Annotated in this window: 18 protein-coding genes; 10 read left to right on the top strand and 8 right to left on the bottom strand. The window is 72.5% G+C overall.

Annotation, left to right across the window (positions count from 1 at the left end; all coding sequences use genetic code 11):
• Positions 1-31: 31 nt before the first annotated feature.
• Both BQ6202_RS07310 and BQ6202_RS07305 read left to right on the top strand, forming a co-directional pair.
• Positions 32-715: an aggregation-promoting factor C-terminal-like domain-containing protein gene (locus BQ6202_RS07310; protein WP_234946147.1), complete on the top strand. Its 684-nt coding sequence runs from the start codon at positions 32-34 to the stop codon at positions 713-715.
• A complete protein-coding gene (locus tag BQ6202_RS07305; protein ID WP_072313760.1) occupies positions 715-999 on the top strand; it encodes a hypothetical protein in 285 nt (94 codons plus the stop codon). Before BQ6202_RS07310 ends, BQ6202_RS07305 begins: the two co-directional genes overlap by 1 nt.
• A 36-nt stretch (positions 1000-1035) precedes the next feature.
• Here BQ6202_RS07305 and BQ6202_RS07300 read toward each other — a convergent pair whose 3' ends face one another.
• Positions 1036-2103 (bottom strand): AI-2E family transporter, encoded by a 1068-nt coding sequence (locus BQ6202_RS07300; protein ID WP_072313759.1) that lies wholly within the window; start codon positions 2101-2103, stop codon positions 1036-1038.
• Between the two features lie 184 nt (positions 2104-2287).
• Here BQ6202_RS07300 and BQ6202_RS07295 point away from each other — a divergent pair, with 184 nt between their 5' ends.
• Together BQ6202_RS07295 and BQ6202_RS07290 are read left to right on the top strand one after the other, a co-directional pair.
• Positions 2288-4207 carry a DUF8094 domain-containing protein gene (locus BQ6202_RS07295; protein ID WP_143143669.1) on the top strand — a complete coding sequence of 640 codons (1920 nt, stop codon included), beginning with the start codon at positions 2288-2290 and terminating at the stop codon, positions 4205-4207.
• Positions 4204-5148 carry a tetratricopeptide repeat protein gene (locus BQ6202_RS07290; protein ID WP_072313757.1) on the top strand — a complete coding sequence of 315 codons (945 nt, stop codon included), beginning with the start codon at positions 4204-4206 and terminating at the stop codon, positions 5146-5148. The genes BQ6202_RS07295 and BQ6202_RS07290 overlap by 4 nt, the downstream gene beginning before the upstream one ends.
• Positions 5149-5301: 153 nt before the next feature.
• On the opposite strand, the gene glgB is transcribed toward BQ6202_RS07290, so the two are convergent.
• Together glgB and BQ6202_RS07280 are read right to left on the bottom strand one after the other, a co-directional pair.
• The gene (gene glgB / locus BQ6202_RS07285; protein ID WP_072313756.1) at positions 5302-7500 is read right to left on the bottom strand and encodes a 1,4-alpha-glucan branching protein GlgB; all 2199 of its coding nucleotides are present in this window, start codon (positions 7498-7500) and stop codon (positions 5302-5304) included.
• On the bottom strand, positions 7497-9512 hold the full coding sequence (locus BQ6202_RS07280) for an alpha-1,4-glucan--maltose-1-phosphate maltosyltransferase (protein WP_083587073.1): 2016 nt from the start codon (positions 9510-9512) through the stop codon (positions 7497-7499). The genes glgB and BQ6202_RS07280 overlap by 4 nt, the downstream gene beginning before the upstream one ends.
• 68 nt (positions 9513-9580) lie before the next feature.
• Between BQ6202_RS07280 and glgP the strand changes: the two genes are divergently transcribed.
• The gene (gene glgP, locus BQ6202_RS07275) at positions 9581-12118 is read left to right on the top strand and encodes an alpha-glucan family phosphorylase (RefSeq protein ID WP_072313754.1); all 2538 of its coding nucleotides are present in this window, start codon (positions 9581-9583) and stop codon (positions 12116-12118) included.
• A gap of 55 nt (positions 12119-12173) precedes the next feature.
• Here the strand turns inward: glgP and glgX are convergent, their stop codons facing one another.
• Entirely contained in the window at positions 12174-14351 is a 2178-nt protein-coding gene (glgX, locus tag BQ6202_RS07270) for a glycogen debranching protein GlgX (RefSeq protein WP_072313753.1), read from the bottom strand.
• 20 nt (positions 14352-14371) lie between these two features.
• Here glgX and BQ6202_RS07265 point away from each other — a divergent pair, with 20 nt between their 5' ends.
• Positions 14372-15508: a cysteine desulfurase family protein gene (locus BQ6202_RS07265; protein WP_234946146.1), complete on the top strand. Its 1137-nt coding sequence runs from the start codon at positions 14372-14374 to the stop codon at positions 15506-15508.
• 16 nt (positions 15509-15524) lie between these two features.
• Here the strand turns inward: BQ6202_RS07265 and BQ6202_RS07260 are convergent, their stop codons facing one another.
• Positions 15525-16115 (bottom strand): DUF2238 domain-containing protein, encoded by a 591-nt coding sequence (locus BQ6202_RS07260; protein WP_083587072.1) that lies wholly within the window; start codon positions 16113-16115, stop codon positions 15525-15527.
• The gene (locus BQ6202_RS07255; protein WP_234946145.1) at positions 16112-16900 is read right to left on the bottom strand and encodes a glycosyltransferase family 2 protein; all 789 of its coding nucleotides are present in this window, start codon (positions 16898-16900) and stop codon (positions 16112-16114) included. Before BQ6202_RS07255 ends, BQ6202_RS07260 begins: the two co-directional genes overlap by 4 nt.
• A 97-nt stretch (positions 16901-16997) precedes the next feature.
• Between BQ6202_RS07255 and mnmA the strand changes: the two genes are divergently transcribed.
• Positions 16998-18134 (top strand): tRNA 2-thiouridine(34) synthase MnmA, encoded by a 1137-nt coding sequence (gene mnmA / locus BQ6202_RS07250; RefSeq protein ID WP_072313989.1) that lies wholly within the window; start codon positions 16998-17000, stop codon positions 18132-18134.
• 40 nt (positions 18135-18174) lie between these two features.
• On the opposite strand, the gene BQ6202_RS07245 is transcribed toward mnmA, so the two are convergent.
• Entirely contained in the window at positions 18175-18666 is a 492-nt protein-coding gene (locus tag BQ6202_RS07245) for a hypothetical protein (RefSeq protein WP_072313752.1), read from the bottom strand.
• Positions 18667-18677: 11 nt separating this feature from the next.
• A complete protein-coding gene (locus tag BQ6202_RS07240) occupies positions 18678-19085 on the bottom strand; it encodes a DUF4383 domain-containing protein (protein ID WP_072313751.1) in 408 nt (135 codons plus the stop codon).
• Positions 19086-19274: 189 nt separating this feature from the next.
• Here BQ6202_RS07240 and ligA point away from each other — a divergent pair, with 189 nt between their 5' ends.
• From ligA to BQ6202_RS07225, 3 genes are read left to right on the top strand one after another with little or no spacing between them, the layout of a single operon-like run.
• Positions 19275-21662, top strand: a complete 2388-nt coding sequence (gene ligA, locus BQ6202_RS07235; RefSeq protein WP_072313750.1) for an NAD-dependent DNA ligase LigA — start codon at positions 19275-19277, stop codon at positions 21660-21662.
• Positions 21662-22168 (top strand): mycothiol transferase, encoded by a 507-nt coding sequence (locus tag BQ6202_RS07230; protein WP_072313749.1) that lies wholly within the window; start codon positions 21662-21664, stop codon positions 22166-22168. The genes ligA and BQ6202_RS07230 overlap by 1 nt, the downstream gene beginning before the upstream one ends.
• The gene (locus tag BQ6202_RS07225; RefSeq protein ID WP_072313748.1) at positions 22165-23310 is read left to right on the top strand and encodes an AAA family ATPase; all 1146 of its coding nucleotides are present in this window, start codon (positions 22165-22167) and stop codon (positions 23308-23310) included. The genes BQ6202_RS07230 and BQ6202_RS07225 overlap by 4 nt, the downstream gene beginning before the upstream one ends.
• Positions 23311-23317: the final 7 nt, after the last annotated feature.

The raw sequence follows: 23317 nt of genomic DNA, 5'->3' as shown, positions 1-23317 counted from the left end.
CGGGAGGAGGCCTCGGCTTCGTTACCGTTTCGTGATAACCTCGCTCCTCGTGTTCACCCGCTCCGCCACCGCATCCGCGCGCAAGACGCGCACCCGCGGCGTGCTCTCCGGGCTCTCGCTGCTCGCCGCCGCCGGATTCGTGCTCGTCACGCTCACCGCGACGCCGAGCCCGCAGGTGATGGCAGACCCCATCGAGCTGCCCAGCGAGCAGCGTCCCGAGCAGGCGATCGGCGAGATCACGGGGGAGCAGGCGGCGCTGGTCCGCGACGAGATCGTCGTGCACACGCCGACGCCGACGCCCACGCCTACGCCGACGCCCACGCCCGAGCAGGCAGCTGCTGCAGCGCCCGCCGCCGGCGGCAGCGCTCCCGCGGCGGCCTCCATCGTGATCCCGCGCGCGGTCGCCCCTGATCCGGGCAGCGCACAGGCTGCGGCTCGCGAGATGGTGCTCGCCCGAGGCTGGGGCGAGGATCAGTACGCGTGCCTCTACAACCTGTGGCAGCGCGAGTCGAACTGGAACGTCTACGCGCAGAACCGCTCGAGCGGCGCCTACGGCATCCCGCAGTCGCTGCCCGGTTCCAAGATGGCGACGGCCGGCGCTGACTGGCAGACGAACCCCGTCACGCAGATCCAGTGGGGCCTCGGCTACATCCAGGGTCGCTACGGCACGCCGTGCGGCGCCTGGGGCCACTCGCAGTCGGTCGGCTGGTACTGATGCCGGCGCGCCGGCCCAAGCGCCGCGCGCAGCCGTACGTGCCGCTCGACGTCGACCGCCTCATGCACGGGGCCCTGCGCGTCGAGCATCGCGCATCCGGCGACTGGCACGTGCAGCCCATGGCTGCGACCAGCGCGGTGAAGGACTACGCGTGCCCCGGATGCGGTGGCACGGTCGCGCAGGGCACGGCGCACGTCGTGGTGTGGCGCGCGGACTCGATCTTCGGCGAGCGGGCCATCGAGGATCGTCGGCACTGGCACAGCGGCTGCTGGCGCGCCAGCTGAGCGCGACCCGCGCGGGGCGTCAGCGAGAAACGGCCGTCACTTCGCATCCTGCCGAGGGATGACGACCTCTTTCAGGATGAGCTGGATCGCGGCGGCCACCGGGATGGCCACGAGCGCGCCCAGGATGCCGAGCAGCGTGCCGCCGATGAGCGCGGAGAGCACCACGACGACGCCGGGGACCTTGACGGCCCGGTTCATGATCTGCGGGCTGATGAAGTAGGCCTCGAGCTGCATGTACACGAGGTAGTAGATCGCGACCGGCAGCGCCGTCTGCGGCCCGTCGAGCAGCAGCACGAGCAGCGAGATGAGCACGGATGCGGAGATCGTGCCGACCAGGGGGATGGTCGAGGCGATGAGGGCGATGAACGCGTAGACGCCCGCGAGGTCGGAGCCGACGATCGAGAGCACGATGAACGTCAGCACGCCGTTCAGGACGCCCAGCGCACCCTGTCCGAGCACGAAGCGACCGACCGACTGCATGACCTGCTCGGCGATCTCGATGAACTTCGGCCGCGAGGACGCCGGCACGAGCCGGTACATGCCCGACTTCAGCGACGGCAGCGAGCCCGTGAAGTAGAGCATCAGCACCACGACGATGAGCACGCCGCCGAGCGCGAAGGCGAGCTGGCCCACGCCGTTGATGATCGCCGTCGCCATCTCCGCCACGAAGGGCGGCAGGGTCGACCAGGTCTCGAAGTCCGTGAGCGCGCCCTCGAGCTGCTCGAGGGTCGCGTCGATGTCGAACTGCGGGAAGGTCTCGTTCATCCATGCCACGAAGCCCTCGAGCGCACCGCCCTCGATCTCGGAGATGACCGACTGGATGAGGATGGTGAACTGCGCGACGATCGTCGGGATGATGAGCCACGTCGCCCCGGCGAGGACCGCGAGGATCAGCACGAAGACGATGAGCACCGCGCCCCAGCGCGGCACGTTGCGCTTGGCGAGGAACTGGATGACGGGCTCGATGCCGAGGGCCAGGAAGATGCCGGCGAAGGCCCAGACGAGCACCGTGCTGATCTGGCCGATCGCGGCGCCGATCGCGATGGCCAGCAGGACGCCGAGGCCACCGACGAGCCCGAGCAGAAAGCCGTTGCGGATCTTCACACCTGGAATCCTAGGGTGCGCAGGACGGGCCCTCGGTCAGCCGCGCGGCAGTGGGATGGCGCCAGGCGGGACGGTTCCGGTACCCTGGAGGCTTGCCTGCCGGGCCCGGCGCACATCCACGGCGCCTCGATCTGCTCGGCGAGCGTGAAAGGACCTGCTTCTCGTGCGATACATCCTCGCGGCCGTGAGCCTCGTGATCTCGCTGGTCCTGCTCGGACTCGGCATCGGCCAGCGCACCATCTGGGCTCCACCGGAGACGATCGTCGCGCAGCTCGAGCAGCCCACGGACGCGCAGCTGCTCTACCTCTCCGGCGAGACGATGAACCAGCACGACGGGCGCCAGACCGTGTCGATCTCCGGCAGCGGCGCCGTGACGGTCGCCGTCGGTCGCGACCACGACGTGCTCGGTTGGATCGGCGAGAGCCAGCACGCCGTGGCGGAGCTCGGCGAGAGCGAGGAGCTCGTGCTCGCCGAGGAAGCTGGTGACAGCGAGGCCCTCCCGACGATCGCGGGCAGCGACCTGTGGATCGAGGAGTACGCCGGCGACGGCGAGGTGCGGTTCGAGATCGACCTGCCCGTCGGCTTCGCGATGCTGGTCCAGGGCGAGCCGGGCGCGGCCGCACCTGCGGATGTCCGCGTCGAGTGGCCCTTCGACGCAAAGACGCCGCTCTTCGGCCCCCTCATGACGGCGGGCTTCGTGTTCCTCGCCCTGGCGCTCGTGCTCTTCCTGCTGGCGCTCGGCCGGCACCGCCGCCGGCGCGGCCCGCAGCGCCGCTCGCACCGGGAGCTGACGCGCGCCGAGCGCAGGCAGCTCCAGCGCGATGCCCGCGAGGGCCTGCCGCTACCGGAGCGCGGGGTCACCGCGGCGCCCGAGCGCGACGCGCTCGAGGCACCGGATGTGTCGGCCGAGCCTGCAGCATCTCCGCCGGAGGGCGCATCCACCGATCGCACCGACGCTGACGGCGCGCCTGAGGGCGACGCTGCGGTCGGCGATGGTGAGGATGCGGCCAAGCGCACCGGCGAGGGCAAGGCCGAGCATCGTGCCGCCCGCACCCGTCGCCGCTTCGGGATCGTGGCCTTCCCGCTGCTCGCGTCCATCGCGCTGACCGGCTGCGGCCCGCAGTACTGGCCGAGCCCCGAGCCGAGCGAGACGGCCGCGACGCCGACGCCGTCGACCCTCGAGGAGGCGCTGCCCCAGGTCGCGCTCACCGAGAACCAGTTCGAGCGCGTGCTCGACGAGACCCGCGAGGTGGTCGCGGCAGCCGACACCGAGCTCTCGGCCGAGACCGCGGCTCGCCGCGTCGCTGGCCCCGCCCTCGCGGCGCGCACCACGAACTACGAGGTGCGGAGCCAGAACGACGAGCTGCCTGCGCTCCAGGGCATCGCCGACGGCGAGGTGCAGCTGCTGCTGCCGCAGCAGACCGAGGTCTGGCCGCGGACGGCGATGGCCGTGGTGGCGTGGGAGGACGGCGCGCAGGCGCAGTCGGCGCTCGTCTTCCAGCAGGCGGATGCGCGCAGCGACTACCGCCTCATCTACCAGATGACCCTCGCATCCGGCGTGCAGCTGCCCGCCGTCGCGAGCCCGACGATCGGTGCCGCGAGCCTCCCGCTCGACACGCCGCTCCTCGTGCGCCGCCCCTCCGAGATCACCTTCGCCTACGCCGACATGCTGATCAACGGCGACGACTCCAGCTACGCCTCCTGGTTCCGCCAGGAGGGCGATGCGCTGCGCGAGCAGTTCGGTCGCGACTGGAAGGACGAGCAGCGGGAGCTGCCGGAGTACGAGCTGACCAACCTCGAGTGGAGCTGGGACGACGACGAGCAGCCGCCGCTCATGCTGGTCGCCAACGACGGCGGCGCGCTCGTCGCCACCTCGTTCAACGAGACGCAGCGCACGACGCCCAACGAGGAGGGCGTCGAGATCAGCACCGCCGACGGCGCCGGCATCCTCGCGGGAGTCGAGGCGTCCGAGACCGGCATCGACACGACGTACCAGCTGCAGGTGCTGTTCGCCGTGCCCCCGGCTGACGCGCCGGAGGGCGCCGAGATCCAGATCGTGGGCTACGCGCAGACCCTGCTCGACGCATCGGAGGTCCCAGGATGACGAACCCGCACATGCCCGCATCGATCGCCGGCGCGGTCGACCTGTCGGCGCTCGCCGCCAAGCACGCGCAGCCCGCTGCGCAGCCGCAGCAGTCCGCCTCGAGCGGGGGAGCGCCCGGCGTCGTGATCACCGTCGGCGACGCCGATCTGCAGACGCTCGTCGAGCTGTCGACGCGCGTGCCCGTGATCGTCGCGATCGTCGCCGAGTGGAGCGAGCCCAGCCAGCAGCTCGTGCCGGTGCTCGAGCGCCTCGTCGAGGCGCAGCGCGGCAGGCTCGTGCTCGCCAAGGTCGACGGCGAGAGCAGCCCGCAGATCGCGCAGGCCTTCCAGGCGCAGTCCGTGCCGACCGTGGCCGCCGTCATCGGCGGGCGCCCGGCACCCCTGTTCACCGGCGCGCAGCCGGAGGAGCAGGTGCAGGACGTGCTCGCGCAGGTGCTCGAGTTCGCCGCCCAGCAGGGCGTCACCGGCACCGTGCCCGTCGGTGACGCAGAGGCAGACACCGAGGGCGCCGAGCCGACGCCGGATCCGGTGCCGCCGCTGCACCAGGAGGCCTACGACGCGATCGACGCGGGCGACTTCGACACGGCGATCGCTGCGTTCGAGAAGGCAATCGCGCAGAACCCGCGCGACTCCGATGCGATCGCCGGGCTCGCGCAGGTGCGTCTGCTCGCACGCCTGCAGGGCCGAGGCGCCGACGAGATCCGCGCTGCAGCCGCTGCGGTGCCGACGGATGCCGATGCGCAGATGCTCGTCGCCGACCTCGACCTCTCCGGCGGCCACGTCGAGGACGCCTTCCTGCGCCTGCTCGACCTGATGGGCTCGCTCTTCGGCGACGAGAAGCAGCAGGTGCGGCTGCGGCTGCTCGACCTGTTCGAGATCGTGGGTGTGGACGACCCGCGGGTCGCGGCTGCGCGCAAGCGGCTGACGACGCTGCTCTACTGAGCACGCGCCGGCCCGTAGGTCGAGGAGGCCGCGGCGCGCAGCGCCGCTGCCGTCACGAGACCGGAGGACGCGTGGTGGCTCCGGTCTCGTGACGCGAGCGGCTGCGCCGCGCGCTCCTCGACCTGCGGGTGACGCGAGCGGCTGCGCCGAGCGCTACTGCTTCGGGCGCAGGATGAGGCCCGCGAGCGGCGGCACCGTGATCGTCGCGGAAGCGGGTCGCCCGCCCCACGGCTCGTCGACCGCGTGCACCGCGCCGAGGTTGCCGACGCCGGAGCCGCCGAACTCGAGCGCATCCGAGTTGATGACCTCTTCCCACGCACCCGCGAACGGCAGTCCGAGTCGATAGCCGTCGACTGGACGCCCTGAGAAGTTCACGATCGCGGCCACGGGATCCCCGTCGGCGCCCCAGCGCAGGAACGCCACGAGGTTGTCGGAGGAGTTGCCGCCGTCGATCCACTCGAAGCCACCCGGCTCGTTGTCCCGCAGCCAGAGCGCTTCGGTGTCGCGGTAGACGCGGTTCAGCTGCGACACGAGCGACATGAGCCCGCGGTGCACCGGCTGGTCCAGGATCCACCAGTCGAGCCCGCGCGCCTCGCTCCACTCGCTCGGCTGCCCGAACTCCTGCCCCATGAACAGCAGCTGCTTGCCGGGATGCGCCCACATGAAGGTCAGGTAGGCGCGCACCGAGGCGAGCTTCTGCCACTGGTCGCCGGGCATCTTGCCCACGAGCGAGCCCTTGCCGTGCACGACCTCGTCGTGGCTGATCGGCAGCATGAACTGCTCGGAGAACGCGTACAGGAACGAGAAGGTCAGGTCACCGTGGTGGTGCGAGCGGTACATCGGGTCGACCGCCATGTACTGCAGCGTGTCGTGCATCCACCCCATGTTCCACTTCAGGCCGAAGCCGAGCCCGGATGCGTCGGTCGGCTTCGTCACACCGGGCCAGGAGGTCGACTCCTCCGCGATCATGACGATGCCGGGGCACCGACGGTAGACCGTCGCGTTGGTCTCCTGCAGCAGCGAGATCGCCTCGAGGTGCTCGCGCCCGCCGTGGATGTTCGGCAGCCACTCGCCGTCGTTGCGCGAGTAGTCGAGGTAGAGCATCGAGGCGACGGCGTCGACCCGGAGCCCATCGATGTGGAACTCCTCGAGCCAGTAGACGGCGTTCGCGACCAGGAAGTTCTTGACCTCGGGACGGCCGAAGTCGAACACGTGCGTGCCCCAGTCGGGCTGGTCGCCGCGGCGCGGGTCCGGGTGCTCGTAGAGCGCCTTGCCGTCGAAGCGGGCGAGCGCCCACTCGTCCTTCGGGAAGTGCCCGGGCACCCAGTCCATGAGCACGCCGTAGCCGGCGCGGTGCAGCCGGTCGATCAGGTAGCGGAGGTCGTCGGGGTGGCCGAAGCGACTGGTCGGGGCGTAGTAGCCCGTCACCTGGTAGCCCCACGAGCCGCCGAAGGGGTGCTCGGCCAGCGGCATGAACTCGACGTGCGTGAAGCCGGTCTCCTCGAGGTGCTCGATGAGCGCGTCCGCCATCTCGCGGTAGCCGAGCCCGGGGCGCCACGAGCCGAAGTGCAGCTCGTAGACCGACATCGGCACGTTGTGCTGGTCGCGCTCAGCGCGCGCGCGCATCCAGTCGTCGTCGCTCCACGCGAAGCGGCTCGTGCCCACCTTCGACGCGGTCGCCGGCGGCACCTCGGTGTAGCGGGCCATCGGGTCGGCGCGCGTCACCCAGCCGTGGTCGGTGAGGATCTCGTACTTGTACGCGCTGTGCTCGAGGTCGCCGGGCACGAAGAGCTCCCAGACGCCGGAGGCGCCCATGGTGCGCATCGGGTGCGAGCGGCCGACCCAGTCGTTGAAGTCGCCGATGACGCGCACGGCGCGAGCGTTCGGAGCCCAGACGGCGAAGGAGGCACCCAGCACGCCGTCGTGCTCGCGCAGCCGCGAGCCCAGCACCTGCCAGACCTGCTCGTGCCGTCCCTCGCGCCACAGGTGCAGGTCGAGCTCGCCGATCGTGGGGGAGAAGCGGTAGGGATCCTCCGACTCCCACGCCCCACCATCGCTGTAGCTCGTGCGCAGGCGGTAGGGGCGGATGGGGCCGGTCACCTCGGCCTGCCAGAGGCCGTGCCCGAGGTGCTCCATCGGCACCTCGTCCTGGCCGGTCGCCGTCTCGACGAGCACGCTCACGCCGGCGGCGAGGTGGCGGACGGCGCGCACGACGTGCGCTTCGGGCGCCGCGGCCCCGGTTGCCTTCGTGCCGGAGGCCGCCGTGCTGCCCGGATGTGCCCCGAGCCAGTCGTGCGGCGCGGGGTGCGATCCGTCAGCGAGCTGCTGGATGGTGTCGGTGTCGAGCATCATGCCCCCGATCGTCGCACGCTGATGACGTGCACCGGCTCGACGAACGCGTCGAGCCGCACGAAGTTGTGGTCGCTCCACTGCCAGGTCTCGCCGGTGATCAGGTCGTGCGCCTCGAAGGCATCGCCCGGGCGCAGCCCGAGCTTCGTCAGGTCGAGGTGCACGGTCGTCTGGCGCGCGGAGTGCGGGTCGACGTTCGCGACCACGAGGATCGTGTCGTCCTCGCCCGTCTGAGTGAACCGCGCATCCACGTGCTTCGAGTAGACGAGCACCGCGTCGTCGTCGGACCAGTGCACGTCGAGCGCCCAGAGCTGGCGGATCGCCGGGTGCTCGGCGCGGATCTCGTTGAGCTTCGCGATGTAGGGCGCGATCGTGGTGCCGTTGCGCTCTGCGCGCTGCCAGTCGCGCGGCCGGTACTCGTACTTCTCGTTGTCGATGGCCTCCTCGGCGCCGGGCCGGGCGACGTCCTCGATCAGCTCGTAGCCGGCGTACATGCCCCAGGTGGGCACCGCGGTGGCGGCGATCGCCGCCCGCACCTTGAACGCGGGCACACCGCCGAACTGCAGGTACTCGGTGAGGATGTCCGGCGTGTTCACCCAGAACGCGGGCTTGAACCACGCGGCCTGCGTGCCGGTGACCTCGCGCAGGTACTCCTCGAGCTCTGCCTTCGTGTTGCGCCAGGCGAAGTAGGTGTACGACTGCTGGAAGCCGACCTTGCCGAGCGCCTGCATCATCGCGGGCCGTGTGAAGGCCTCGGCGAGGAAGACGACGTCCGGGTGCTTCGCGTTCACCTGCGCGATGACGTGCTCCCAGAACCACAGCGGCTTCGTGTGCGGGTTGTCGACGCGGAAGATCTCGACGCCGCAGCCGACCCACTGCTCGATCAGGCGCAGCACCTCGGCGACGATGCCGGCGGGGTCGTTGTCGAAGTTGACGGGGTAGATGTCCTGGTACTTCTTCGGCGGGTTCTCGGCGAACGCGATCGAGCCGTCCGGCAGCGTCGTGAACCACTCGGGGTGCTCGGCCACCCAGGGGTGATCCGGTGCCGCCTGGAGCGCGAGGTCCATCGCCACCTCGAGCCCCGCATCCGCCGCCGCCCGCACGAATGCGCGGAAGTCGTCGATGGTGCCGAGGTCGGGGTGGATGGTGTCGTGGCCGCCGTCCTTCGAGCCGATCGCCCAGGGGCTGCCGGGGTCGCCGGGCTGCGGGGTGAGCGTGTTGTTCGGGCCCTTGCGGTTGACCTCACCGATCGGGTGCACCGGCGGCAGGTAGAGCACGTCGAAGCCCATGGCCTTCACGGCCGGCAGTCGCTTCGCGGCGGTCGCGAAGGTGCCGCTCTGCCATGTGCCGTCCTCGCGCTGCACGGCGCCCTCGGAGCGCGGGAAGAGCTCGTACCAGGCGCCCACGCCGGCGCGCGTGCGCTCGACCTTGAGCTGCAGGGTCTCGGATGCCGTGACGAGCGAGCGGGGCCGGCTGCGGTCGATCGCCGCGAGGGTCGCGGGGTCGTTGACCGCCGCCCAGCGCTGCAGCACGGGCGCGGAGGTGCTCGCGAGGGCCTTCGCGGCGCTCGTGAGCACCGCCGCGTCGGCGGCGCTCGCCTCGCGCGCGGCGCGGGCGAGCAGCTGCGAGCCCATGGTCGCCATGAGCTCGGCGTCGATGTCGGCGGCGATCTTGATCTCGGCGTTGTGGTGCCAGGTGGCCCACTCGTCGGCCCAGGCCTCGACGTGCCAGCTCCAGGTGCCCTGCTCGTCGACGAGCGCGAGCGCCTCGTACCGGTCATGGCCGTCCTCCAGCGGTTCCATCGGCACGCGCTGCGCGCCGCCCGAGGGGGAGCGGAGCACGAGCGTCACGCCGATGCGGTCGTGACCCTCGCGGAACGCGGCGGCCGAGAACGGCACCACGTCGCCCACCACCGCCTTCGCGGGGAAGCGGTCGCCGGGCTGCTGCGGATGCAGGTCGAGCACCGGGATCCTGCCGGAGCGGATGTCCTTGGGGAGTGCTGGTTCGTTCGCCACGGCACCAACCTACCCACGGCCCGCTGGGTGTGCATCGGGTGTCGTGCGCCGCCGCTAGGCTCGTGCGCGTGAGAGCGATCCGCAAGTTCACCGTCCGCACCTCCCTGCCCGAGCGCCTCCGCCGGCTCGAGACCATCGCGTCGAACCTGCGCTGGTCCTGGCACGAGCCGACTCGCGAGCTGTTCCGCGAGATCTCGCTCGACGGCTGGCGGGCGACCGGTCACGATCCCGTGCAGCTGCTGGGCCTGGTCGGCACCGAGCGGCTCGAGCAGCTCGCCGCCGACGACGCCTTCGTCGCGCGCGTGGACGCGATCGCCGACGACCTCGACGACTACCTCTCGCAGGCGCGCTGGTACCAGTCGCTCGAGGACGCGCCGGAGTCGATCGCCTACTTCTCGCCCGAGTTCGGCATCACGAGCGCGCTGCCGCAGTACTCGGGCGGCCTCGGCATCCTCGCCGGCGACCACCTGAAGGCGGCGAGCGACCTCGGCGTGCCGATCATCGGCGTCGGCCTCTTCTACCAGGCCGGCTACTTCAAGCAGGCGATCTCGGGCGAGGGCTGGCAGCAGGAGACCTATCCGGTGCTAGACCCCGACGGGCTGCCGCTGACCATCCTGCGCGACCCCGACGGCACGCACGCCACCGTGGCGCTCGCGCTGCCGGGCGGTCGCACGCTGCGCGCGCGCATCTGGCAGGCGACCATCGGCCGCGTGCCGCTGCTGCTGCTCGACACGAACATCCACGAGAACGACAGCGATCTGCGCGGTGTCGCCGACCGGCTCTACGGCGGCGGCGGCGAGCACCGCCTGCAGCAGGAGCTGCTGCTGGGCATCGGCGGCGTCCGCGCCCTCGCGGTGCACGCAGAGCTGACCGGCGCGCCGGCGCCCGCTGTCTACCACTCGAACGAGGGTCACGCCGGGTTCCTCGGCATCGAGCGCATCTCGCGCCTGATCGCCGAGGGCCTCAGCTTCGACGAGGCGCTGCAGGTCGTGCGCGCCGGCACCGTCTTCACGACGCACACGCCGGTGCCCGCCGGCATCGACCGCTTCGACGTCGAGCTCGTGCGCCGGCACCTCACCGGCGACCTCGTGCCAGGCGTTGACGTCGAGCGCGTCCTGGCGCTCGGCCGCGAGGAGGATCCCTCGATCTTCAACATGGCGCAGCTGGGCTTCTCGCTCGCGCAGCGCGCGAACGGCGTCTCGAAGCTGCACGGGAAGGTCTCGCGCGGCATGTTCGCGAGCCGCTGGCCGGGCTTCGACGCGGCAGAGGTGCCCATCACCTCCGTCACCAACGGCGTGCACGCGCCCACGTGGACCTCGCCCATCCTCAAGCACCTGGCGGAGCGCGAGCTCGGCACGCTCGACACCACGCGCTGCGACTGGGGCTCGGATGCGGTCTCGGACGAGACGCTGTGGTCCGTGCGTCGCGAGATGCGCGCGGCGCTCGTGCAGGAGGCGCGCGAGCGCACCCGGCTGAAGCACGAGCGCAACGAGGGCGTCGCGCCCTCGTGGGTCGACGGCCTGCTCGACCCCGACGTGCTGACGATCGGCTTCGCGCGGCGCGTGCCGACCTACAAGCGGCTCACGCTCATGCTCCACGACCGCGAGCGGCTGCGCTCGCTGCTCACGCACCCCGAGCGCCCGGTGCAGCTCGTGATCGCCGGCAAGTCGCACCCCGCTGACGAGCAGGGCAAGGCGCTCATCCAGGAGCTCGTGCGCTTCTCGCAGGAGCCCGACGTGCGCGGCCGCATCGTGTTCCTCGAGAACTACGACATCGCGATGGCGAAGTCGCTCTACCCGGGTTGCGACGTGTGGCTCAACAACCCGCTGCGCCCGCTGGAGGCGTGCGGCACCTCCGGCATGAAGGCCGCGCTCAACGGCTCGCTCAACCTCTCGATCCTCGACGGCTGGTGGGAGGAGTACTTCGACGGCCAGAACGGATGGGCGATCCCCTCCGCGCACGAGCACATGGGTGCGGAGCAGCGCGACGCCGTCGAGGCCAACGCGCTCTACGAGCTCATCGAGCACCAGGTGGCGCCGCGCTTCTACGACCGCGACGAGCGCGGCCTGCCGCTGGCGTGGATCGCCTCGATCCGCCACACGCTCGCGACCCTCAGCCCGGAGCTCTCGGCCGAGCGCATGCTCGCCGAGTACGTCGGCCGGCTCTACGCACCCGCGGCGAAGGCCGCGCGCCTGGCGGCTGCGGACGACGCTCGCGCCGGCCGTGCCTTCGCGGCATGGACGACGCGGATGCGCGACGCGTTCGGGCGCGTCGAGGTGCGCCACATCGAGGCCGACGGCGTCGACACGCCGCCGGTCGTCGGTGACGACGTGCGCGTGCGAGCGTTCGTCGAGCTGGGCGAGCTGCAGCCGGAGGACGTCACGGTCGAGGTCGTCGCGGGCACGATCAGCGAGGAGGGCGAGCTGCGCCGCGCCCGCCGCTTCCCGCTCGAGCCGGTGCGCGCCGAGGGCGCCGCGCATCGCTTCGAGTCGGCCATCGCGCTGCCGATGGCGGGCACCTTCGGCTACACGGTGCGCGTCGTGCCGCGCCACGAGATGCTCGCGTCGGACGCCGAGCTCGGCCTCGTCGCCTACGCCAAGGGCTAGCGCAGCGAGCCGGCACGACCGGAGCAGCAGCGCGAGGGCCGACCCTCGACGAAGGTCAGCCCTCGCGCTGCGATGCGCCTGACGGTGCGGACACCGGCGCGCGGTAGCGCATGACCGTCGCCAGCGGCGCGCCGGCGGCCGGCACACCGTGCACGGCGTAGACGCGCATGCTCATCGCGGGCACCAGCACCCGCTCGCCCGGGGCCACGCGCTCCTCGTCGTGGTGGTCGGCTGCCGAGTCCCAGAGCAGCTCGAGCTCGGTCGCGCCGTCCGGCTCCGGTGTCGTGATGAGCGAATCGCGCGGCGAGCCGTGGAAGATCACGAGCACGCGCGAGTACGCCTCCTCGATGGGCGTCGACTCGGCCAGCATCTGCATGGTGCGGTCCTGGGAGTGGTCCCAGTCGTCGATGGTCATGTGGAGGCCTGCGCCGTTGAACCAGTCGAGGCGGGACGAGCCGGCGACGCGCTGCTCGGTCTGGCCGTACTCGAGCGGCCGCAGCGCGGGGTGCTCGCGCCGCAGCTCGAGCAGCCGCCTGGTCTGGGCGAAGAACGCGTGCTGCCAGTCCTTGCGGTCCCACCGCATCCACGTCAGCGCCGAGTCCTGGCAGTAGGCGTTGTTGTTGCCGCGCTGGGAACGGCCGAACTCGTCGCCCATCGTCAGCATCGGCACGCCGGCGGAGACGAGGAGGGTGCCGAGCACGTTGCGCATGGACCTGCGCCGGTCGAGCTGCACGGCGAGATCCTCGGTGCGGCCCTCGACGCCGTGGTTGAACGAGCGGTTGTCGTCCGCGCCGTCGCGGTTCTCCTCGCCGTTGCCCTCGTTGTGCTTGCGGTCGTAGCGGGTGAGGTCGGCGAGCGTGAAGCCGTCGTGCGCGGTGATGAAGTTGACGCTCTCGAGCGGGCCGCGCGCCGAGGCGAACAGCCCTTCGGAGCCCGAGACGGCGTGCGCGAGCGGACCGACGCCGGTGGAGCCGTCGCCGCCGTGGCGGAAGGAGCGCAGATCGCTCAACCAGAACTGCCGCACGGTGTCGCGGTAGCGGTCGTTCCACTCGCTGTAGCCGGCGGGGAAGCGGCCCGTCTGCCAGCCGTCGGGGCCGACGTCCCAGGGCTCGGCGATCATGGTCGCGGTCTGCAGCTGGGGGTCGTCGAGGATCCGGCGCAGCAGCGGATGCTCGGGGTCGAAGGCCCCCTCGGCGTCGCGGCCGAGCACGGGCGCGAGGTCGAAGCGGAAGCCGTCCACCTGCAGCTCTCGGTGCCAGTAGCGCAGCGAGTCGACGACGAGCTCCTGCGCGGCCGGCAGCGAGGCGTCGAGGGTGTTGCCGCAGCCGGTGTAGTCGATCATGTGCCCCGCCTCGTGCACGCGGTAGTACGAGGCGTTGTCGATCAGCCGCAGGCTCGACGGCGGGCCGCCCATGCCCTCCTCGGCGGTGTGGTTGTAGACCACGTCGAGCGCCACCTGCAGGCCGGCCTCGTGGAGCAGGCGCACCATGCCCTTGACCTCGCGCAGCACGCCGCCGGTGCCATCGAACTGCGCGCGCCTGGAGGCATACGCGCTGTGCGGCGCGAACCAGCTGAGCGTGTTGTAGCCCCAGTAGTTCACGCGACCCTGCTGCAGCAGCCGCTGCTCGGAGACGAACAGGTGGATCGGCAGCAACTGCACCGTCGTGACGCCCAGATCCTGCAGGTAGGCGATGGTCGACGGATGCGCGAGGCCCGCGTAGGTGCCGCGCAGCTCGGCGGGCATGTGCGGGCTGAGCTTCGTGAGGCCCTTGACGTGGGCCTCGTAGATCACTTGCCGGTCGAGGGGGATCTCCGGGCGCTGCACGCCGCCCCAGTCGAAGTCGTCGCTCACGACCGTGGCGCGGTGCTGGCCGTGGGGTGTGCGCACGATGCCGCGCGCGTGCGGCGGGACGGCGTTGCGGCTCGTGTCGAAGGCGTGCGTGGGCCCATGCGGCCCATCGACGCCGACGGCGTAGGGAGTGCCGAGCTGCAGCAGCTCGGTGTCGACGGTGAAGTCATCGCCCACCCGCTCCATCGGCAGGCGCTCGAGCAGCCAGTCGGGGTCGTCGCGGTCGAAGACCCGCAGCTCCATGCTGGTCGCGTGCTGCGAGAAGACCGTCAGGCGGTGCCCGATCGCGGTGCGCTCGAGGCCGCGGGCCACGCGCGCCGACTGCGGCTCGGCCGCCGCAGCGACCGGGCGCGAGAGGTCGGTCACATGCTGCTGGGCGTTCACGCGCCCTAGGGTATGGGACCGTGCACCTGTTCGATCACGCCGCGGCGACGCCCATGCGCGCCTCGGTCCGAGAGGCGCTCGCGAGCGCCGAGCCGCTCGCGAACCCCGCCTCCACGCACCGCGAGGGCCAGCGTGCCCGCGCCGTGCTCGAGGACGCGCGGGAGCGGCTGGCGGCGACACTCGGCGCGCATCCGACCGAGGTCGTCTTCACCTCCGGCGGCACGGAGTCGATCAACCTGGCGCTGAAGGGCTCGTGGTGGGCGGCCACCGCGGCCTCGGGCGCGGCCGGTCCGCTCGTCGTGCCCGTCGGCGAGCACCACGCGACGCTCGACGCGGTGGAGTGGCTCGAGCGGCAGGGCGCCGAGGTGCGCTGGGTGCCGATCGACGCGAGCGCGGTGACCGACCTCACCGCCTTCCGCGCGGCGCTCGCGGACGCGCCCACGGCATCCGTCGCCACCATGCTGGTGGCGAGCAACGAGCTCGGCTCGCTGCAGCCGATCGACGAGGCGGCGGATGCGTCGGCGCGCGCGGGCGTGCCGCTGCACCTCGACGCGGTGGGCGCGTTCGGCCACATGCCGCTGCGGTTCGCCGACACGGGCGCTGCGCTCATGAGCGTCGCGAGCCACAAGCTCGGCGGACCGCACGGCGTCGGCGCGCTGGTCGTGCGTCGCGACGCGCGGCTGCACGCGCTGCACCACGGTGGCGGCCAGCAGCGGGGGCTGCGCTCCGGCACGCAGGATGCGCTCGGGGCCTCGCTCTTCGCGCTCGCCGCCGAGGAGGCGCTCGCCGAGCTCGAGAGCGAGGCGGCGCGCCTGCGCGCGCTCACCGATCGCATCCTGGGTGCCGCAGCAGGGCTGCCGGGCGTGCGGCTGCTCGCGGCGGCAGAGCGGCTGCCGGGCATCGCGCACCTCGTCGTCGAGGGCGCGGAGGGGGAGTCGCTGCAGTTCCTGCTCGACGAGGCCGGCTTCGCCGTCTCGAACGGCTCGGCATGCTCTGCGGGGGTCGCGCGCGAGTCGCACGTCGTGCGGGCCTGCGGGGTCGAGGGGGTCGCCCCGCTGCGCCTCTCGCTCGGGTGGACGACGACCGAGCGCGAGGTCGATGCGCTGCTCGCGGTGCTCCCGGCCGCGGTCGAGCGGGCCCGCGCGCTCGCGGGCTGACGCGGCCCGGCCCGGCTCAGGCGCGCGAGCGCCGCGGCAGCTCGACGAGGATCGCGGCCGCGATCGCGCCGGCGAGGTCGGTGAGGAGGTCCGAGAGGGTGTCCTCGTAGCCGACGCGGATGGTGTCCGTGATGAGGGCGTGCCCGGCCCACTCGCCCAGCTCCCAGAGGAAGCCGAGCAGCAGCACCGCGGTGCTCGTGTGCAGAGCGCGGCCGAGGGCCTCGCGCCTCCCGCCGCCGACCGGCAGCATCCGGGTGCGCAGCATGATCTCGCGCGCCAGCAGCGCCAGCACCGCCCCGCACGCCGCGTGCGTGACGAGGTCGAGCCACGGCACGGCCTCGTAGGCGCCGGTGGCCGCCCACCAGGCGGCCGCGAGCAGCACGGCCTGGCCGATGAGGTCGGTCGCCGTCGGCATGCGCGCGAAGCGGAGCGCCATCGCACCGCCGAGCGCGAGGAGCATGGCGGCAGCCGCCGGGCCGCCGGCGACCGCCCAGCACAGCGGCACGGAGGCCGCGGCGACGAAGCGCAGCACGTCGCCCGTCAGCCAGCGACCCTGGTCGGCGAGCCAGCGGCGGGCGGGCGTCGAGCCTGCCTCGGCTCCGCTCACGGACGCACCCGGCGGCGCGAGCCGATCAGGTCCGGCCCACCGACCCGCAGCACCCAGCGCCTGCCCGGCGAGCCGCCGACGGCCCAGTTGCGGCGGAACGTGCGCATGGCGATGCGGATGCGGTCGCGCGCCGCGCTCGGGCTGCGGAAGATGCGGCCCTCGGCGCCGACCGTCAGCGACGCGTCGAATCGCAGCCGCGCGCGCGGGCCGAGCCGCATGGTCAGGTCGAGATCGTCGTGGACGGCCGGGTCTGCCCGCTCGACGAGAGCGGCCACGCGCATCCACGAGCTGCGGCGCAGCGCCATGTTCGAACCCCACAGCGGCACGTTGGCGATCGCCGCGCGCGCGGCGACGAAGGTGCCGAGGGCGTAGGAGACGCTCGCGACGGTCGTCCAGCGCGGCGACACGTCGTGGAAGCGGCCGGGCCCCGTGAGCCCCTCGAGCAGGGGATCGGCGGCGAAGGCGTCGCTGATCCGCTCGACCCAGTCCTCCGGCACGACGGAGTCGGCATCGCAGCGGGCGATGACCTCGCCGGTGGCCTCGTCGTAGCCGCGCGCGGCAGCAGCGGGGATGCCGCGCGTCGGCTCGGCGACGACGCGCGCCCCGGCGGCGCGCGCGACGGCGGCCGAGTCGTCCGTGCAGCCGTTGTCGACCACGATCACCTCGTGCGGCGGCACGCGCTGCGCGGCGAGGCGCTCGAGGCAGCGGCGCAGGGCCGTCGCGTCGTCCAGCACGGGGATGACGACCGAGACCCGCACACCCTGGTGAGCTCCCGCATCCGTCACGTCGTCAAGCATCCCACGCGGCGCTGTGTCCAGCGGCGAGCGCGGCCGCGGCGCCTCGCGCCGCGTCGGTACCCTGGATGCGGCGGAGGGGGAGCGCATGAAGGTGCTGGCAGCCATGTCGGGCGGTGTCGACTCGGCGGTCGCCGCTGCGCGCGCGGTCGAGGCCGGGCACGAGGTCGTCGGCGTGCACCTGGCGCTCAGCCGCATGCCGGGCACCCTGCGCACCGGCAGCCGCGGCTGCTGCACCGTGGAGGACGCGATGGATGCGCGGCGGGTCGCCGATCGCCTCGGCATCCCCTTCTACGTGTGGGACTTCTCGGAGCGCTTCCACGCCGACGTCGTGCAGGACTTCGTCGACGAGTACGCCGCGGGGCGCACGCCGAACCCGTGCCTGCGCTGCAACGAGAAGATCAAGTTCGAGGCGCTGCTCGATCGCGCGGTCGGGCTCGGCTTCGAGCGCGTCGTCACCGGCCACTACGCGCGGGTCGAGCACACCCAGGCGGGGCCGGAGCTGCATCGCGCGGCCGACTGGGCGAAGGACCAGTCCTACGTGCTCGGGGTGCTCACGGCCGAGCAGCTCGCGCACTGCTGGTTCCCGCTCGCGTCGACGCCGACTAAGGCCCAGGTGCGCGCCGAGGCCGCCGAGCGCGGGTTCCTCCTCGCGCAGAAGCCCGACAGCCATGACATCTGCTTCATCCCCGACGGTGACACGCGCGGCTTCCTGGCCGAGCGGCTGGGCTCCGATCCGGGCGAGATCGTCGATCGGGACGGCGCAGTGGTCGGCAATCACGACGGCGTGCACGGCTACACGGTCGGGCAGCGCCGCGGGCTCTCGCTCGGCGTGCCGTCACCGGACGGGAGGCCGCGGTTCGTGCTCGAGGTGAAGCCCTCCTCCCGACAGATCGTGGTCGGGCCGAAGGAGGCGCTCGCCGTGTCGCGCATCGCCGGCAGCCGCATCTCGCACGCCGGCGCGCCGCATCCCGGACTCGAGGCCGGGCTCGAGGTCGAGGTGCAGATCCGCGCGCACGCCGACCCGGTGCCGGCGCGTGCCCGCATGCTCGGCGACGAGCTCGTGATCGACGCGGGCGAGCCGCTGACCGGTGTCGCGACGGGGCAGTCGGCGGTGCTCTACGAGGGCACGCGCGTGCTCGGCCAGGTGATGATCGACCGCACGGTCGCCGCTGATGCGGTGCCCGTCGAGCCGATGGTGGGAGAGGTCGCCACCGCGCGGTAGCTGCGCCCCGACGGGCACCGCGGCGCTGGCGGCGGGGGCCTCAGTGGTGCCCGTGGTCCTCGATGGTGAGTCCGTGCTCGCCGTGCGGCACGGCGAAGCGGCCGGCCTCGGTGCCGGCGAACGCCATGGTCGCGACGACGGCGACGACGGCGGATGAGAGCACCAGGGCCAGCAGCGCAGGCAGCGGCCGCGGCTCTGCGCTCGATCGGGCACGGCGACAGAGGATCGGCGCCGCGACGAGCGCGAGGGCCGTCTCGGCGAGCATGGGCCACGCGGGCAGCGCGGTGGCGGGTTCTGCAGCGAGGGCGAGCACGCCGACCCACACGGCTGTCGGGGCGATGAGCGCCAGGAGCGCGAGCAGCGGCGATGCCGATCTGCCGCGCAGGACGAGCACGGCCGCGACGGCCTGCCCGACACCTGCCGCGAGCAGCGGTGCGCCGAGCCACGGCACGGAGCCGGCACCCACCGCGAGAGCGATGAGTGCCGACCCGAGAGCGAGGATCGCTCCCGCCATCCGCAGCGCGGCGGCCATGTCGTATCGGCTCAGACCGCGTGCGAGGCGCGCGTCGAGCGGTCGAGGGCGAGGCCGGTGCCGAGCAGCACGATCGCCGAACCCAGGTGCAGGAAGTGGTCGGCCGTGTTGAGAGCCAGGATGTTGAAGGCCGTGCCCACCAGGAAGAAGCCGACGATGCCCACCAGCAGGTAGACGGCGCCGACGGTGACGTTCGTGCCCTTCGCGGCCGGGGTGCTGCGCAGGCCGGCGATCAGCAGTGCGGCACCGATGGCGAGGTGCACGATGTTGTGCAGGTGGTTGACCTGGAAGACGCCCAGGAGCAGGCCACCCTCCTCACCGGCGAAGTTCGAGCCTGCGACGAAGAGTCCGAGGACGCCGACGAGCAGGTAGACGGCGCCGAAGATCGTGGCGACGAGGCGGTTGGGGGACTGAGTCATGACTCCTCATTTCTGTGCTGGCCGTTTCCGGCGTGCGCGCCGCGATGGCGCTCAGGGTGTCGGACGAGGTTCGGAGCCCTCGGCGACCCGGATTGGCCCTCTGCTGGGAAACGCTGGCGAGATCGACAGCGAGTGCATAGGAACACTGGGGTACAGACTGCCCTGTGCTCCTGAGTGCAGAATGAAGGCATGGTGGGAATCGAGGCGGAGATCGTGCCGGACGATGCGAACGCGCGGGCACAGGCGCTGCGCGAACGGATCGAGCAGGCGAGCGCCGGCTACTACGACCGCGACGCGTCGACGATGTCCGACGCCGAGTACGACGCGCTCGTCCGCGAGCTCGACGCGCTCGAGCGAGCGCACCCAGAGCTGCAGAGCCAGGACTCGCCGACGCAGACCGTGCAGGGCGGCGCTTCGAGCGGCTTGCCGACGATCGAGCACCGCGAGCGGATGCTGAGCCTCGACAACGTCTTCTCGCTCGACGAGCTGCGCGAGTGGTGCGCGAAGGCGCAGGCCGCCGCTGGCAGGGCCGTCCCGTGGCTCACAGAGCTGAAGATCGACGGGCTGGCGATCGCGCTGCGCTACGAGCGCGGCGTGCTGACATCGGCGGCCACCCGCGGCGACGGGCGAGTGGGCGAGATCGTCACGCCCAACGCCCTGCGCGTCGCGGGCGTGCCAGAGCGCCTCGCGGGTGAGGGACATCCGCCGCTCGTCGAGGTGCGCGGAGAGGTCTTCATCCCGGTCGAGGCGTTCGAGCGGCTGAACGCGCTGCAGGCGGCGCTGCGAGGTCGCTCGATCGAGGAGGATCGCGCGAAGTGGGAGCGCAGGCCCGCCGCGACGCGTGGGGACTTCGACGAGGAGCGGGCGGCCGAGCGTGCCGCGCGGCGCTTCCCGGCCTTCGCGAACCCGCGCAACGCGGCCTCCGGCGGGCTGCGGCAGCAGCTGGAGAAGAAGACGGGGCTCGAGCGAGAGGCCGGCGAGGAGCGCATCGCGGCGCTCGCGATGTACGTGCATGGCTTCGGGGCCTGGCCGGATCCACCCGTGGCTGCGCAGAGCGAGATCTATGGGCTGCTGGAGGGGTGGGGACTGCCGACGAGTCCCCACGTGCAGGTGCTCGAGGCGGTCGACGAGGTCGTGGCGTACGTCGAGCGCTTCGGCGAGCGCCGCCACGATGTCGAGCACCAGCTCGACGGCATCGTGGTCAAGGTCGACGAGCTCGCCCTCCACGACGAGCTGGGGCAGACCTCCCGCGCGCCCCGCTGGGCGATCGCCTACAAGTACCCGCCGGAGGAGGTGCACACGAGGCTGCTCGACATCGTCGTGAGCGTGGGCCGCACGGGTCGCGCGACGCCCTACGCCAACATGCAGCCCGTGCAGGTCGCCGGCTCCGTCGTGCGGCAGGCGACGCTGCACAACCAGGACGTGGTGCGCGTCAAGGGCGTCCTGATCGGAGACACGGTCGTGCTGCGGAAGGCCGGCGACGTCATCCCCGAGGTGCTCGGCCCTGTCGTCGAGCTGCGCGACGGCAGCGAGCGCGCGTTCGTGATGCCCTCGGAGTGCCCCGAGTGCGGCACGACGCTTCGCCCGATGAAGGAGGGCGACGTCGACCTCCGCTGCCCGAACGCGCGCTCGTGCCCCGCGCAGGTGCGCGGCAGGGTCGAGCACATCGGCTCGCGCGGCGCGCTCGACATCGAGGCGCTCGGCGAGGTGACCGCCGCCGCGCTGACGCAGCCCACGGTGCCGACGGCACCGCCGCTCGTGACGGAGGCGCGGCTCTTCGAGCTCACGATGGAGGAGCTCGTGCCGATCGAGGTGGCCGTGCGCGACGCCGAGACCGGCGAGCCGAAGCTCGACGAAGCCGGCGTGCCGGTCGTGCGGGCGCCGTTCCAGCGCGTCGAGCTGAGCTACCCGCCCGGTGCAGAGGAGCTGACGCCCGCGGAGCGCCGCAAGGCGGGCATCCGCAAGGACCACCGGGTCCTGCACCCCTCGGCGCAGGCCACGACGCTGCTCTCCGAGCTCGAGGCGGCGAAGACGAAGGACCTCTGGCGCCAGCTCGTGTCGCTCAACATCCGCCACGTCGGGCCGGTCGCGGCACGCGCCCTCGCCGACTGGTTCGGGTCGCTCGAGGCCATCGAGGCGGCATCCTCGGCAGAGCTCGCAGAGGTCGAGGGCGTGGGCCCGATCATCGCCGACGCGGTCGTCGAGTGGCTCGCGGTCGACTGGCACCGCGAGATCGTGCAGTCGTGGCGCGCCGCGGGTGTGCGATTCGCGACTCCCGGTCACCCAGGCCCCGGGGCCGCCGCAGAGCGTGGCGGGGTGCTCGCGGGCATCACCGTCGTGGCGACGGGCACCCTCGAGGGCTACACGAGGGACGAGGCGCAGGAGGCGATCATCAGCGCAGGCGGCAAGGCCGCCTCGAGCGTGTCGAAGAAGACCGACTTCGTCGCCGCCGGCCCCGGCGCCGGCTCGAAGCTCGGCAAGGCGGAGGCGCTCGGCCTCCGCATCCTGGACGCCGAGGGCTTCCGCATCCTGGTCACCGAGGGCCCCGGCGCCCTCCCAGCTCCCGAGGAGGCGTGATGGATGCCATCGACATCCTGACCGAGTCGTTCTCGCGCGTGCCGGAGTCGGCGCGTCGCGCGGTCGAAGGGCTGACGCCCGCGCAGCTGGCGGAGCCGCCGGCGCCGGGCGCGAACACCATCGGCTGGCTCGTCTGGCACCTCGCACGCGTGCAGGACGCACAGGTCGCTGACGTGGCGGGCACGGAGCAGGTGTACGTCTCCCGCGCGTGGGGGCCGCGCTTCGGCGTCGAGACGGATGCGTCGGACACCGGCTACGGGCACGACGCGGCGGCGGTGCGCGCGGTGCAGCCGGAGTCGGCGCAGGCGCTGCTCGACTATCTCGACGCGGTGCACGCGGCGACGCTCGCCTACCTCGGCACGCTGTCGCCGGACGATCTGGAGCGCGTCGTCGATGACGCCTGGGATCCGCCCGTGACGCTCGGCGTGCGGCTCGTCAGCGTCATCGACGACGACGTGCAGCATGCCGGCCAGGCCGCCTACGCGCGCGGGCTGCTCGACGCGTGATCACCCGCCTCGCGATCGAGGGCTACCGCTCGATCCGCTCGCTCGCCGTCGACCTGGCGCCGCTCACCGTCATCACCGGCGCGAACGGCTCGGGCAAGTCCAACCTCTACCGGGCGCTGCGCCTGCTCGCCGACTGCGGGTCGGGCCGGATCATCGGCTCGCTCGCGAGCGACGGCGGCCTGGAGGCAGTGCGCTGGGCGGGGCCGGAGCGCGGCACGCGCCCTGGCCTGCGCGCGCAGGGCACCGTGCGCGGTGGCGCGGTCGCGCTGCGCCTGGGCGTCGCGACCGACCACCTGGGCTACGCGATCGACCTGGGGCTGCCGGTCGCGCAGCACAGCGCCTTCGACCGCGATCCGGAGATCAAGCAGGAGCACGTGTTCGTGGGCGCCGATCCTCGACCGGCGGGCACGCTCGTCGAGCGCAAGCGCGGTCTCGCGCGCGTCGCGAGCGGCAGGGCATGGACGGAGCTCGCGCGCGGTCTGCACCCGTGGGCCTCCGTGCTCGACGAGTTCGCGGGCCACACCGAGGCGGCCGAGCTCGCGGGCGCCCGGCGCATGCTGCGCAGCTGGCGGTTCCACGACGCCCTGCGCACCGACGCCACGTCGCCCGCGCGCCAGCCGCAGGTCGCCACGCGCGCCTCGCGCCTCGACGACGACGGCGCCAACCTGGCGGCGGTCCTGCAGACCGCGATCGAGCAGGGCTCGGGGCGCGAGCTCGAGCGAGCGATCGACGACGCCTTCCCCGGTTCGCGGCTGGAGCTGGGCGCTCCCTCCGCTGACGGCCGCATGCAGGTCGCGCTCGAGCAGCCAGGCGTCCTCCGCCCGCTGACGGCGGCTGAGCTCTCCGACGGCACGCTGCAGTACCTGCTGCTCACCGCCGCGATGCTCTCGGCCGAGAAGCCGGAGCTCATCGTGCTGAACGAGCCGGAGCGCAGCCTGCACCGCGACCTGGTCCCGGCGCTCGCCGAGCGCATCCGCAGCGCGGCTGAGACGACGCAGGTCATCGTCGTGACCCACCAGGCCGATCTCGCGGAGGCGCTCGGCGGCACGCGCATCGAGCTCGAGAAGCAGATGGGGGAGACCATCGTCTCCGGCCGCGAGGGGCTGCTCGACCAGCCCTCGTGGCACTGGCCGACTCGCTGACCCGGGG

Source organism: Agrococcus sp. Marseille-P2731, from assembly GCF_900117395.1.
Lineage (GTDB): Bacteria > Actinomycetota > Actinomycetes > Actinomycetales > Microbacteriaceae > Agrococcus.
Note: the sequence above shows the minus strand (reverse complement) of the source record. Positions and strands in the feature narration are given on the sequence as shown.